This is a genomic window from Paenibacillus sp. FSL R7-0652 (assembly GCF_038595045.1).
Taxonomy (GTDB): domain Bacteria; phylum Bacillota; class Bacilli; order Paenibacillales; family Paenibacillaceae; genus Paenibacillus.
This window is the reverse complement of the sequence record NZ_CP152001.1, coordinates 486,061-499,513: the sequence shown is the minus strand read 5'-3', so window position 1 is coordinate 499,513 and position 13,453 is coordinate 486,061. Positions and strand designations below refer to the sequence as shown.

The following is a 13,453-nucleotide window of genomic DNA, read 5'->3' as shown; positions in this document are numbered from 1 at the left end:
TGACGATTACAACTCATGTCTCGTTTAAATTAAAACTTGTATTCCATTCTGCAGCTGCGCACCTGTAAGCCCATCTGCTCATAGAAAGCCACCGCTTGCGCGTTAAATGCCGACACAGTTAGCTCCATATGCTCTACCTGAAGCTCTTTCCCCAGGTCCAGTATGGCTTGCATCAGCTTCCTGCCCGTACCATGCCCCCGATATGCAGCATCAACGATCAGTTCGTGGATATACAGCATCCTGCGATCACTAAAAAGAGCATGATCCTGAATGATACTGAACTGTGCACTGCTGAATCCGATTAACTTCCCTGTCTCCACATGCTCCGCTGCATATACATAACGCTGGTCCGTAGTAAACCACTCGGCATATTCCTTTTCCCCCAGCCTTGGCTGTAAAGGCCGATATATGTCCGGTCTCGCCTGTACATGCATCTGGTGAAGATCATCCATCAGCCGGGATATACCCGGAAAGTCAGCCAACTGTGCACGCCGAATCTGTACTGCTTCGTTATCCATTACCATCCCTCTCAACCTTTCTATAGGTATTAGAACACATTATACAAGGATGAAAAAGCAGATACCATACGGCACCTGCTCTGAAGATGGCTGCACAAATCTGTGCCCTGCATAAGTTAAAAGCGATCTAACGTTCCAAGCAAATCCTTCTTATCATGAAGCAGGAAGAATCAAGTCTACTTTTTGGAAGAGGTATGGTTTCCTTCGTTAAAAGCAACCGGTGACGGCTTGGCTGCCCAATCATCTGCCTGTGGCTCAATGTCCACACCGTTCATGATTTTCTTTTTCTCCATCAAAGAATCGCCGTCTTCATCTAGTTTGTTGCGGATTGCCGCCTCATCCTGAGGTTGATTGTTCTGTGTCATCGTCTAAGTCCTCCTTTTGCCATTTCATGTTGATGTATGTTCCTTGTATATAATTACCCAATGATTTCAATATCATTCGATATCGACCGGGACAAACTTATCGTGCCTGAGCTGGAAGTAAACTGTTGTGAATAAATCCGTATATCAAGACGTCTTCTATCAATGGATACCTGAGATTTCCACTTCATTTCATGAACTAATTTTGGACAGGTGTCACAAAAGGACCTCTTCCAGGTGTTGTATAGATGAACAAACAATTTACACATGGAGGTATCTATCGTGAAACCAATGTACAAAGTACTAAGTTCCATTGCTCTTGCAGGCATGATCGGCACCGTATCCCTTGCAGCACTGCCATCATCGGCAGACGCAGCGAAAGCCAAAACTGAAGGGTCCACGACGGTTACTGCACCAGCAGAAACAAACAAAAATAAAAAAGCACCGGCAGCCGTGGTCAAAAAAGTAGAACAAACACTCCAAAAGCTGACCAACAAAGCGTACAAGTTGGATAAAGGCAGTTATCTCGAAGGAATCGGTTGGGATTTTAATGTCCTTGGTACCCCTTTCCCAAGCCAATTACTGGTCGACTTAAAGGGAAATATTCGTTCGGGACATATTCAAGAGGATGAAATCTCTTATTTCTTTGAAAAGAACAAGCTCAGCTACACCCAAGAAAATATATCCTTTGAAGATGTAAACGAACAGGACATCAAAGCAGCGGAAGAGGTGTTCGGCAAACTGGATTTACCTATGGGAGAGCTGAACGGTGCTGTGCTGCAGCACAAAGGGAATCATCAAATTCTTGAATTTATGTATACAAACGAAGATTACGGGACGTGGATTAGCGTGGATCAAGCCACGCATAAGGTTGTTGGTGTTAATGCCAGAGCACTCGCCGATGACTTGTTTAACAAAGGACAGAAAGCTATTGATGAATATCACAAAAAAATGAAGAAGATTTCGATCAGACAATTACAAGATAGCGGCGTGGCACAAGCAGAGCTGCTGCTCGGTTTGGATCTGAATGGTCATATGGTGAAAAAAGAAGCGCTGCCTTCAGATCTTGTCACATTCACCAAAGAAGGTGAACCTACTGTAGAAGGCCATTTCAATTCGGACGGTGTCTTCTACTCCATTCAGATCGTATATAATTAAGAAGAACTCTCGTTAAACGAGAGGAGCTTCAAACAACATTTGAAACAGTGTAATTTTGATGAAGTTGGAGATAGACGGTTCCCCCCTTCTCTCTGACACACTCATCTTGGATAATAATAAAATGGCGTCCCTGGTCAAGCTTCTGACCTTAAGGGACGCCTATTTTCGTATGTTCTATTGTACTAGTGCTGCAGCTGATCCTGACGAGCAAGGGCTGCGAGCGCACATAGTGCGGCTTCGATCTCGAGCTCTACAGCCTTGGCAACCGCATCGGTATGCGGATCATACTCGGCAGCAAGATCACTGTCTGCGAAGCCGTCGATCGCTACGATCGCTCCAGCCCGTGTACCGCGAAGCGTACTTACGATATAGAGTGCTGCAATCTCCATCTCCGCGGCCAGCGCTCCAGCCAGCTTATATTTACGATGTGGAATCTCCTCCACGCCTGTGAAGAATGCGTCCAGTGTCACCGTTATTCCCACACCAACCTTGGTCGTCCCTGTACTAGTGAATGATCCTGCCTCAGCCTCTGTTCCCGTCCCGGCACTTGATGCTTCCCCTGCGCCACTGCCCACCTTACGAGCAGCAGCGACCAATGCACTGGTTACATCAATATCCGCCACAGCCGGGAAACCGTCCGGTACGAGCTGACGTGTCAGCCCGTCAGAGCGCACAGCCGCTGTGCTGACAATAACGCTGCCTGCCGGATAATCAGCTGTATATGAGCCTGCTGTGCCCACACGAATCAGAGTTTTCACTCCTGCACGAATCAGCTCCTCGAAGCATACAGCTGCACCCGGCGAACCGACACCATGACTGACCACAGCCATCTGAACCCCTTCATACACACCTATAAATGTACGATATTCACGGCTGAATGCCAGCTCTCTGACATCCTCCAGCTTGCGGGAAATCTTCTCCGCACGGGCGGGATCACCGCACACGACAGCATAGGCGGGCATATCTTCGGAATGAATCTGCAAAATCGGCATTAACATATTAATCAAACTCCTTTTTTGTCCACTCATCCTCAGGAATCGGCAGATCCTCACCCGAAAAACGCTGTTCCTTGAACGGATCGGCAAAATGGTGGAAGCCGTTGCTTTCCCAGAAGCCGTTGCGATCCTCTGTCATGAACTCCAGTCCGCGTACCCACTTCGCACTTTTCCAAAAATACAGCTGAGGCACGACTAAACGCAGCGGAAACCCATGTTTCGGCGTAAGCGGCTCACCGTTATATTTGAACGCAAGCAGTACATCATCATGCATCAGCTCTTCAAGCGGCACATTCGTTTCGTAATCATGATCCGCGTGAATCATGACATACTTTGCCTCCGGCTTAACGCCGAGCAGCTTGATAAATTCGGAGAACCGGATACCCTCCCATGGTGTATCGAACTTCGACCAACGGGTAACACAGTGAATGTCACTCACCATGCTCACCTGCGGCATCGCCTGAAGCTCAGCCAGAGAGAACACTTTCTCTTCTTCGACCTCACCAAAAACCTTCAAATCCCACGTGGAGAGGTCATATTCCGGCACTTCGCCTTCATGCAGAATCGGAAATTTCTCCGTCAGCATCTGGCCTGGCGGCAGCCGATCTCCGTAATCGGTGCCAACTTTCGGTGACGGTGTTTTCGTTTTTTTCAAACGTTCAGCTTTGTTATGCACGTCCCTGATTCCTCCTTTGTTCACGATGTCGCTATGCAGCTGAAACCGTTACTCACATATCTATCCTATCATAGCTAGGCTTCACAACAGGATTAACGCGAGCTTCCTCCTGCTTTCAATGCATCTTGAGCATACGTTCTGTCTTTGAAGAAGAACATCGCTACCAGCGTTACAATATACGGCAGCATCATGGTGAAATGCGTTGGCAGGGAGAAACCCTGCAGACGGATACTCAGTGCTTCCATGAAACCAAACAGCACGCTGGACCCCATCACGCCGAGCGGATTGGCCTGGCCCAGCATGGTAGCAACCAAAGCGATGAAACCGCGGCCTGCCGTCATGCCTTCCGTAAACATCGTCACCTGACCAAGCGACAGCTGTGCTCCAGCCAGTGCACACAGTACACCGCACATCAGCACAGCGCCATATTGAATGCCGCGAACCTTGATGCCGATGCTCTGAGCTGCGATCGGATTCTCTCCCACAGAACGCAGACGGAAGCCGGACACACTTTTGAACAGATAGAACTGCAGCGCAATGACAATAATAATCCCGAGATATACGAGCGGACTATGGCCCGATAACACCGTACCCACCCATGGTATATCCTTGATCAGCGGAATATCCCATTTCGGGAGTCCGACCATATCCTTATCGTAGTATGCACCTTTTACATCGAAGATTGCCCGCAGGGCAAAGGTCGTGAGTCCCGCCGCCAGGAAGTTCAGGGATATACCGACCACAATGGCATTGGCCTTCAGATTAATACTTATAAACGCGAAGAGCGCTGAGAACAGCATCACGATAATAATCGAGAATAATACCGCCATCAGTACATTGCCGAATAAATAGTTACCTACAATTGCAGAGAATGCTCCGATCAGCACGAGTCCTTCCAGACCCACGTTAAACAGGCCTACACGAGAGCATAAAGCACCGCCGAGTGCCGCAAGCAGAATCGGCGTCATGATCCGCAGGGTTGAGCCAAACATGGCTGCATCAAACAGCTGCTGCATTGGACTTTTTCTCCTTTCTCCGCTTCAGGAAGGAATAACCGATCTGTGCCGAAACAAATAATGTAAGGACAGCCTGAATCACACTGCCGACCTCCAGTGGTACATCTGTGTTCCGCTCCATGCCCATCGCACCTGTCTGCAAAGCCGCCAGCAAAACAGCCGCTACAGCTGTACCAAGTGGATGGGAGCGTGCAAGCAGTGTAGCCATGATGCCGCTCCACGCATAACTTGCCGAGGATAACGAGCCATCCAGGAAACGGTACTGTGTACCGAGTACTTCTCCGGCACCTGCGAGTCCAGCAAGGCCGCCGCTGATCACCATGGACAGCATCATCATACGAATACGGCGTACACCGCCATATGCCGCAAATGACGGATTGCTGCCGAGCATGCGAATTTCATAACCCGTCACCGTTTTATGCGTAAACCAATAGATTAGTATTGCGGCTGCAATCGCTATAATGAAGCCTGCGTGCAGTCCCATACCCTGAAACAGCTTCGGAAGCCAGATGCTCTGATCGATCATTGGCGTCTGCGCCATCGCGGCTGATCCTGTGCGATCTTTGAATGGATACGAAACCATGTATCCGCCAAAGTAGGTTGCGATATAGTTGAGCAGCAGTGTTGTAATCAGCAAATTCATACCAAAGCGTGCGTCCAGCCAGCCTGCAAAAAGAGACCACACACCACCAGCGATAATTCCCGCCAGAATGGCAGCAATACATACGAACCAGCCCGGCCCTGGCAGATAAAGCGCCGTAAGTGCCGCACTGAGTCCGCCCAGAATCATCTGACCTTCCGCGCCCATGTTGAAAAATCCTGCACGGAATGCCAGCGCTACGCCAAGTCCCGCCAAGATAATCGGCGTTGCACGTGCCAATGTATTGGTGAAGAAGTAGAAGTTACCGAAGGCACCCTTCCACATCTCGGCGTACGTATCCACCACGCTACCGCCAACAACCAGAATGGCGACCGCTCCGGCGAGCAAGCCGATCAGTACGGCAAGCAGCGGCTGTACAAGTCCGCGAAGTGTTTCTTTTACCCGATTCATACCCGCTCTCTCCCCCCTGCCATTAACAAACTGATCTGTTCCTCTGTCGCTTCTGCCGCCTCAAGTTCCCCGGCAATCTCACCTTCATACATCACAATAATGCGATCCGATAACTGCAAAATCTCCGACAGTTCAGATGAGATCAGCAGGATGCCTGCACCTTCATTTCGTTTGCGCAGCAATTCGGCATGAATCGTTTCCATCGCACCGATATCCACTCCCCGTGTAGGCTCAGCTGCAATCATGAACGGTGTATCCTGTGCAAACTCACGCGCTGCAATCAGCTTCTGCAGATTACCGCCTGAGAGGAATTGTGCTTTCGTTTCCGCGGAACCTGTTTTAATACTGAACTGTTTGATCCAGCTCTCCACCATCGCTTTGGCCGCTTTGGCCTTGATCATGCCCCGCTTCTGCAACCGATGATGGTGTCCCATCAGTCCATTCTCTTTCACGCTGGCATCCTTCGCCGCGCCCCACATATAGCGGTCTTCCGGTATATGCGCCAGCCCATGCTCACGGATACGGCGAACGGGCCAGTTGGTCGTGTCCTGTCCGGATAAAAGCACGCGGCCTCCATCCGGCTTCCGCAGCCCAGCGATGATCTGAATCAATTCGGATTGACCATTGCCGGAGATGCCTGCAACCCCGACCACTTCACCTTTGCGAACCTGCATGTGAATGTCTTTCAGTGCAGATCGGTCTTTGCCTCCCGAGAGTTGAACGGCTTCCACCTGAAGCACAGCTTCTCCCGGAACAGATGCCGGCTTGTCCATCCTCACCAGTTCACGTCCCACCATCAGGCGTGACAGCTCCTCCACATTCGTATCCTTCGTTTCTAATATACCTGTGACTTGTCCATCTCGAAGTACAGTGATTCGATCCGCAGCATCCATGACCTCCTGCAGCTTGTGTGTGATGATAACGAACGTTTTGCCCAGCTTCGCGAGTGATTTCATGTTTGCCAGCAGCTCTTTCACTTCGAGCGGAGTGAGCACCGCCGAAGGTTCATCCAATATAATGATGTCTGCTCCCTGATGCAGCACCTTAAGAATTTCTACGCGCTGCTGCATACCAAGCGGGCATTCACCCACTTTTTTCCACGGATCTACCGGCATGCCATATTTTCTGCCTAATTCATTGACCTGTGCCGCTGCTTTTTTTCGGTCAAATACCCCTGCCGCTGCAGGTTCACGTCCAATAACAATATTCTCAGCCACCGTAAAGGAAGGAAAAAGCATAAAATGCTGATGCACCATACCAATCCCGCTGGCCATGGCCTGAGACGGTGCAGCAAAGCTCACCTCGCGCCCACGAACTTTGATCGTGCCTGACGTGGGCTGTTCCATCCCGTACAGCATACGCATTAAAGTCGTCTTCCCCGCCCCATTCTCTCCAACAAGGGCATGAATCTCCCCCTCGCGCAGATTAAAATGGATATCCTTGTTCGCCGTGAAGCTGCCGTACTTCTTCGTAATTTGCTCCATCTCCAACAGCATATCTTGCGTTCGCTCCTCTCGGTTGATATTAGTTCAACGTGAAATGGTTACACTGGGCACTCCGATGACAGAACAACCTTTCGATCGCTTGTTATCCCCGGATATTTTTGAACTCCCTCTTATAAGGAGAAAATCCGGGGATAAGCGTATGCTTACGATGCAGCTTTCTTGCAGAAAGCTTTTAGGCAACCGCTTGGCTTCTCCAGGTTTCTTCTGTCCTCTCCGTTATTGTGTAAACGTTCAGTTCAACATATAAGGTCACTGTAAACAGCAGCAAAACCGGCTGCCTGGTTGGGCAGCCGGCTATAAACTTCTTTTTCACCCATGAAGGGACATTTATAAAACTACTGCTGCAGTGGATCTTTAACGACAATTTTGCCGGATACGATATCCTCTTTAATTGCTTTTACTTTGTCGATAACCTCTTGTCCAACAAATGCATTCAGCGGAGATTCACTGTCACGCGTAACGTAAGTCAGACCTACACCGTCTTCTTTCAGGCCGTAATTCACTGCACCTGCTTTGAATTTGCCTTCCACAAAATCCTTCACCGTCTCATAAGCAACCGTATCGGTGGATTTCAACTGGGAAAGAACGATATGCTCGGGATCTTCTACCGTACGGTCCGTATCTTGTCCGGAAGTGTAGAAGCCTTTTTCTTTGGCAGCTTCGAACACACCGAGATCGCCTACAGCCGATGCGCCTGCGATGAAGTCGGCGCCTTTGCCGAACTGCACCAGCGCCAGTTCTTTAGCTTTGGCCGGGTCATTGAAACCACCGACATAGTTCACAAGGAATTCTGCTTTGGGATTAACGGATTCCAGACCCGCTTTGAAACCTTCTGTATATTTCTTGATCAAAGGCACGTCCATTGCAGCGATCATGCCCACTTTGTCTGTTTTCGTGGAAAGTCCGGCAGCCGCGCCCAGCAGGTACGCTCCTTCATACTCACGGAAACCAACGCTGCGAACGTTAGGCAGATCAACCGTTGTGTCTACAATCGCAAACGATTTGTTTGGATTCTCGGCAGCTACCTTTTTCAATGCATCCTCTGCTTGGAACGTTGCTGTAATAATCAGATCGTAGTTCTCAGCAACAGCTGCACGAAGATTTTGCTCGAATGCTGCAGGGTCTGTAGATTCGATCGTTTTCGTATCGACCTTGAACTCTTGACCTGCTTTTTTGAAGCCTTCATCCATTTGTACAAAGAAAGGGTTAACCCCTATTTTTTCAGGAAGTACCAATGCCATCCGCAGGGATTTCTCAGAATTGCTGCCTTGAGCAGATTGAGTTGATTGTTCGTCTTTAGAAGCCGAATTCCCACAAGCAGCCAGCAAAATAGCCAACATTACAATTGATAAGACGAACGATAAACCTCTTTTCATTTTCGAAAATTCCCCTTTTCAATAATCTTTTTTTTATATCCTAGCGGATAATGTCGATCCTTGTCAATAAAACTTTCAGCGTTTACACTCATATGGAAGATCATCACAGAAGAAGGGATTTCCAGCCATTGGAAGACCTGCTGTGGCGGTTTTTTTCCGTTGACATTTGGCGCGACTCCGTGCTAAAGTCAATCCAATTATTCTATTCTGATAGGATTTGTCAGAATTATATTGTATATCTCTATCATTTTCAACTATTTCTAAGGAGGCATTCATTTGAAAAAAATCACCCAGATCACACTGGCGGCTCTGCTCGCCGCTCCGGTAACCCTTGGCAGCCTCAGCCTGCCTGCTTCAGCTTCTCCAGCATCCGCCGCTCCGATTGCTCCCAAAACAACAATAAATGTGAAAACGCCTGCAGTAAAAGAGAAAGCCCCCGCAGGTTCCACGGAGACTGCAGCGGCAGATTTCGCCCAATTCCTGCAGGCCAAGTATGGCATTGAACTGCCAAAGGAAACCACCAAGGGTGATTTTATCAAAGCCACTGCAGCTATCCTGGAAGCAAGTTCCGCATCCACTGCAGATGCGGATGACGCACAAACGCCTGCCTTTAGCGATCTGAAACCTGGTGATGACGCTTATGATGCGGCTGCTGCCCTCTTTAATAACGGGGTTTTATCAACTACCGAAGTTCATGCTGAGGAACTGCTGAGCATATACTCAGCGGTCTTCATCGCCGTGAAAGCAGCCGGCTTCAAAGAACTCGCTTACACCTATCCCGCAGACAAAACGGCTAAAGCTCTTGCCAAAGCTGGCATTAAGCCTTACCGTCTGCAGGGACAAGCGGAGCAGGAACTGGCTGCAGCCATTGACACAGGACTGGTTCCTGAGAGTCTGTACCCCGCAATTCAAAGAGGCGGCCTGGCAACCACCGATGCAGCGAACATTTTGCTCGGTCGTGTGCTGGTAAGCCAAGGTAAATACAAAAACGAAATCGGTCGTTCCGGTGATGCCGACATCTATGCCAAGCTGAATGCTGCATATCGCACGGCCGATCTGATCGAAGCTCCTGACCTCAGAAAAATTGTCGATCAGGCACTGCGGGAAAACCTGGTTACAGGTTATAATCTGAAGGACAGCCGGTTCGATTCCAACTTTATTGATCAATTGACCCTGACATACGGGCATGACAGCATTAAACATGCAGTGCAGCTCATCGGTCTGCTTCGCAGTGAAGGCATTAATGCCCATGTGCAGTTCCAGCCGAAAACATCTGCCTTTATTTATTTGAAAGAGTGGGGCGAGCCAAAAGAAACACCTGACTACAAAGTTACACAGATCGAAAATGGCAATTATATTGCGTATGCAAAGGAATATGACATTCAGTTCGAGTTTAACAACACTTCTGACAAATCACGTTTCAATGACATCGTTCTGCAGTATGCAAAAAAGAACAGCAGCAGCCAATCCCCGCTGATTATCAACTCTTGGTGGCAGCCGCTGTATTATTCACCAACTGCACTGGCTAACTATCCGGTTATTACAAACAACAAAATCTCGCTCGGTCATTACTATGCTCAATCCTTCTCGCTTAAAGAGAACGCCAAATCGATTCAGGAAGGATTCCGCAAGCTGGCTCCTGAAGCAAATATCACCTCGTACAACTTTTGGGTGGACCAGCCTTTCTTCAATTATTTGAACGGGGGTTCCGAGTAAACATCGATTGAAAAAACATGAATCATATGCTCTTTTTTTAGCAGAATATACAGCCGTCTTCACCGATTTGGATTCAGGTTTCGACCTTTATTGCTCGGGAAGGCGGCTTTTTCGTATGCTTTTGCAAAATTCTTCTTAAAAATCATTTTACAAATGCAGGAATTGCCAATATCAGGTCGAATGTCTTATGTACACAAACACGCAAGTAACGCTGCACATCTCCGCAAGAACAGGGGTTAAACATGGTATACGACGGTATTTTGATCGGCTTGATTGTTGGTCTGTTCAGGGGTGGAGTCCGTTATGGGCTCAACCAGTTTGCAGCACTCCAGCTGCGCGGCGGCTGGGTCTTTCCACTGCTGTTACTCTTTCAGTTTGGCATTTTTTATATGCAGGAACGATGGAACTGGGTAGCATCCATTAATGGTTATCTGTTTGCAGCCGTTTACGTTACCGGCCTCATCTTTTTATGGCTTAACAGACAGCACCGGGGTTTCACACTGATTTGGATCGGGGTGTTTCTCAATTTTATGGTGATGGCTGTCAATGGAGGCCGCATGCCTGTTTCAGTGGAAGCTTCTGCTGTGCTCGGCCCCTATTATGTTGATCTGCTTCGGGAAGGCGGAGCTGTGTCCAAACATTTTATGATGGATGCGTCAACTCATCTTTCTTTTCTCGGTGATATCATTCCGCTCTCAAGTCCTTATCCACGGACACAGGTCATCAGCATCGGTGATGTCGTGATGAATGTGGGCATATTTCTGTTTATTCAGTACATGATGGTGAATCGAAGCAAAAAAGATGTGACGTCAGCAGAAGTATCCCCAACCCCGTGAGGATCGGACAGATTCCAAGGAAGGGAGGTCTTTTCCATGAAGAAATTCGAGGGTATCAAATATTCCCGTATTGTCATCAACGCAATCATCGTAGCTTCTGTCGTTGTAGCACTAACTTCGGGATACAAGCTTGGCGGCTAGTATCACTGCCAAACCAGACAAACAGGCTGCGAGCGGCCTGTTTTTTCTTGCTGGATTTTTGGGAACGATCTTGTTATGTTAAAAAACATATAGTATATGTCTATACAAGAATAACCAATATAAATGGAATGAGCCATTCATACGTTAACCCAATTAGAGGAGCGGCATCATTCATTTATAGATAACATCACGAGATAACTAAACCCAAGCAGGAGATTTAATATGAACTTTATTCGCAACCTTATCCGTAAGGCAGATCGAAGTATGATGTATGTTACTCTGCTCAGCTGCACCGGGATTGGCGTTTTTATCTATATGAACCAGTGGTCCTATCTGCACCTGACTACAGCCGACTGGGTCATGGTATATACCATGCTGGGAGCCGCGCTGATCCTCGACTACTTTACATTCCAGATTCCCCCGAAGGGTAACCAGCAATCGATGGATTCCTCTGTGTATTTGGCCTGTATATTTATGTTCGGCGGGGCATTCAGTCTCTCTGTGCTGCTGCCGATTTCCATCATTCTGCTGATTAAAGACCGCAAACTTACCTGGTGGAAGCATATCGTCAATTTCAGCATATACAGCCTCATGATTACCGGGGCTGCTGCGGTGTATGAATGGACAGGTGGTCAGAGTGGAGCGATCAATGGCTATAACTTGTTCCCTTATTTTGCAGCTCTGGCAGCTTATTTTATCATTAACACGATTACGCTGGGATTGTTCTTTCATTTCTCAACCAAGGATGCGCTGCAGCAGATGAAACGGGCATTCGTGACGGAGTCGCTTCTCGTTTATCTGTGTACGCTTATTCTGGCACTGGTGCTCACCATTCTGGTCGTACATAACGGCGTGCTTGGTCTGCTTTTATATCTGAGTCTCAGCATCCTGCTCTCCCATGCGTTTAAACAGCTGTTCATTATGTACCAGTCTATCGAAGAAAAAGCCAACTCGGACCAGCGTACAGGGCTGTTCAATCACAGTTATTTCGAGAGTATGCTGGAAACAGAGCTGAACAAAGCACGCACGCAGGGAACCCCGCTCTGTCTGGGACTGCTTGATATTGATGATTTCAAAAAATATAATGATCAGTTCGGCCACCTTCAGGGTGACAGCCTGCTGGCACTGCTCGGGGATTTTCTGATTCGCAAAACCGAGGGCACACCGGTTACTGCATTTCGCTACGGCGGAGAAGAATTCACCCTGCTGATGCCGGGCATGGAACTCGATGAGTCTTATCAATTCATGAACAAGATGCGCAAACAGCTGAACGACACACCGTTCGAAGGAGTTGAGGTACTACCACACGGTTGTCTCTCCTTCTCAGCAGGGGTTGCTTCCTATCAGGTGGATATGTACAACAAATCTCAACTGGTGGATCAGGCGGACAAAGCGCTCTACTATGCCAAAAAACAGGGCAAAAACAATGTGCACCGTTACGGAAGCAATGACGGTATGGAACACGAGATCGATCTGGTTCAGGATGTCCGCGATATTGAGCAGCAGCTCAATTTGTTTCAATACAAAGATATGGATACGTTCAAACATTCCAAACGGGTCTACAAATACGCGCTGGATATCAGTGAAGTGCTCAAGCTGGACAATGCAGAGAAACGGCGCTTCGTGCTTGGGGCCTTGATTCATGATATTGGCAAACTGGAGATTCCCTGGTCGATTCTGAACAAAAAGGAGAAGCTCACCTCAGAGGAATGGGATACGATTAAAGGCCATGTGACCTGGGGCAAAAAAATGGTAATGACGAATGATCGCTTCGCCGATCTGATCCCATACATTGAACTGCATCACGAACGTTACGACGGTCATGGATATCCTTACGGCCTGAAGGGGCATGAAATTCCGAAGCTGTGCCGCATGCTGACCGTGATCGATTCCTTTGATGCCATGACAACCGAGCGTCCGTATCAGGAAACCAAAAACGTGGACGAAGCCATTCTGGAACTGCGAGCTTGTTCAGGTACACAATTTGACCCGGAACTCGCCGAGTTATTTATTCGATATATTGAAAAACGAACGGCTCATCAACTGTTACAGTAAGCCAAAATAGAGAATAACGCTTCTAATACGCCAAAGCGCTATCCCCAT

12 protein-coding genes are annotated in these 13,453 nt (G+C 48.2%); 4 read left to right on the top strand and 8 right to left on the bottom strand.

From position 1 onward, the window contains the following. Positions 1 to 29: 29 nt before the first annotated feature. Together MKY97_RS02385 and MKY97_RS02380 are read right to left on the bottom strand one after the other, a co-directional pair. Positions 30 to 518 (bottom strand): GNAT family N-acetyltransferase, encoded by a 489-nt coding sequence (locus MKY97_RS02385; RefSeq protein ID WP_342553937.1) that lies wholly within the window; start codon positions 516 to 518, stop codon positions 30 to 32. Between the two features lie 176 nt (positions 519 to 694). Then, complete coding sequence (locus tag MKY97_RS02380; RefSeq protein WP_342553936.1) at positions 695 to 883, bottom strand: hypothetical protein; 189 nt, start codon at positions 881 to 883, stop codon at positions 695 to 697. A 279-nt stretch (positions 884 to 1,162) separates the two neighbouring features. Between MKY97_RS02380 and MKY97_RS02375 the strand changes: the two genes are divergently transcribed. Further along, positions 1,163 to 2,038, top strand: coding sequence for a hypothetical protein (locus tag MKY97_RS02375; protein ID WP_342553935.1), 876 nt, complete (start codon positions 1,163 to 1,165; stop codon positions 2,036 to 2,038). Between the two features lie 182 nt (positions 2,039 to 2,220). Here the strand turns inward: MKY97_RS02375 and MKY97_RS02370 are convergent, their stop codons facing one another. The 6 genes from MKY97_RS02370 to MKY97_RS02345 form a co-directional block, all read right to left on the bottom strand. After that, a complete protein-coding gene (locus MKY97_RS02370; protein ID WP_342553934.1) occupies positions 2,221 to 3,036 on the bottom strand; it encodes a nucleoside phosphorylase in 816 nt (271 codons plus the stop codon). Between the two features lies 1 nt (position 3,037). Further along, positions 3,038 to 3,709: a sulfite oxidase-like oxidoreductase gene (locus tag MKY97_RS02365; protein ID WP_342553933.1), complete on the bottom strand. Its 672-nt coding sequence runs from the start codon at positions 3,707 to 3,709 to the stop codon at positions 3,038 to 3,040. A gap of 92 nt (positions 3,710 to 3,801) precedes the next feature. Continuing rightward, positions 3,802 to 4,725: an ABC transporter permease gene (locus MKY97_RS02360; protein ID WP_342553932.1), complete on the bottom strand. Its 924-nt coding sequence runs from the start codon at positions 4,723 to 4,725 to the stop codon at positions 3,802 to 3,804. Further along, entirely contained in the window at positions 4,709 to 5,776 is a 1,068-nt protein-coding gene (locus MKY97_RS02355) for an ABC transporter permease (protein WP_342553931.1), read from the bottom strand. The genes MKY97_RS02360 and MKY97_RS02355 overlap by 17 nt, the downstream gene beginning before the upstream one ends. Beyond that, entirely contained in the window at positions 5,773 to 7,272 is a 1,500-nt protein-coding gene (locus tag MKY97_RS02350) for an ABC transporter ATP-binding protein (RefSeq protein WP_342553930.1), read from the bottom strand. Before MKY97_RS02350 ends, MKY97_RS02355 begins: the two co-directional genes overlap by 4 nt. Positions 7,273 to 7,616: 344 nt before the next feature. Next, a complete protein-coding gene (locus tag MKY97_RS02345; protein ID WP_342553929.1) occupies positions 7,617 to 8,657 on the bottom strand; it encodes a BMP family protein in 1,041 nt (346 codons plus the stop codon). A 276-nt stretch (positions 8,658 to 8,933) separates the two neighbouring features. On the opposite strand from MKY97_RS02345, the gene MKY97_RS02340 reads away from it, so the two are divergent. The 3 genes from MKY97_RS02340 to MKY97_RS02330 all read left to right on the top strand — a co-directional run bounded on the left by MKY97_RS02340 (position 8,934) and on the right by MKY97_RS02330 (position 13,405). Then, positions 8,934 to 10,373 carry a hypothetical protein gene (locus MKY97_RS02340; RefSeq protein WP_342553928.1) on the top strand — a complete coding sequence of 480 codons (1,440 nt, stop codon included), beginning with the start codon at positions 8,934 to 8,936 and terminating at the stop codon, positions 10,371 to 10,373. A 242-nt stretch (positions 10,374 to 10,615) separates the two neighbouring features. Then, positions 10,616 to 11,209 (top strand): DUF5317 domain-containing protein, encoded by a 594-nt coding sequence (locus MKY97_RS02335; RefSeq protein ID WP_342553927.1) that lies wholly within the window; start codon positions 10,616 to 10,618, stop codon positions 11,207 to 11,209. 363 nt (positions 11,210 to 11,572) lie between these two features. Next, complete coding sequence (locus MKY97_RS02330) at positions 11,573 to 13,405, top strand: diguanylate cyclase (protein WP_342553926.1); 1,833 nt, start codon at positions 11,573 to 11,575, stop codon at positions 13,403 to 13,405. Positions 13,406 to 13,453: the final 48 nt, after the last annotated feature.

Bases quoted from the DNA above. Each gene is read 5' to 3' on its own strand.
- MKY97_RS02385 (WP_342553937.1), bottom strand. From the start codon at position 518: ATGGATAACGAAGCAGTACAGATTCGGCGTGCACAGTTGGCTGACTTT.
- MKY97_RS02380 (WP_342553936.1), bottom strand. From the start codon at position 883: ATGACACAGAACAATCAACCTCAGGATGAGGCGGCAATCCGCAACAAA.
- MKY97_RS02355 (WP_342553931.1), bottom strand. From the start codon at position 5,776: ATGAATCGGGTAAAAGAAACACTTCGCGGACTTGTACAGCCGCTGCTT.
- MKY97_RS02360 (WP_342553932.1), bottom strand. From the start codon at position 4,725: ATGCAGCAGCTGTTTGATGCAGCCATGTTTGGCTCAACCCTGCGGATC.
- MKY97_RS02330 (WP_342553926.1), top strand. From the start codon at position 11,573: ATGAACTTTATTCGCAACCTTATCCGTAAGGCAGATCGAAGTATGATG.
- MKY97_RS02370 (WP_342553934.1), bottom strand. From the start codon at position 3,036: ATGTTAATGCCGATTTTGCAGATTCATTCCGAAGATATGCCCGCCTAT.
- MKY97_RS02350 (WP_342553930.1), bottom strand. From the start codon at position 7,272: ATGCTGTTGGAGATGGAGCAAATTACGAAGAAGTACGGCAGCTTCACG.
- MKY97_RS02345 (WP_342553929.1), bottom strand. From the start codon at position 8,657: ATGAAAAGAGGTTTATCGTTCGTCTTATCAATTGTAATGTTGGCTATT.
- MKY97_RS02335 (WP_342553927.1), top strand. From the start codon at position 10,616: ATGGTATACGACGGTATTTTGATCGGCTTGATTGTTGGTCTGTTCAGG.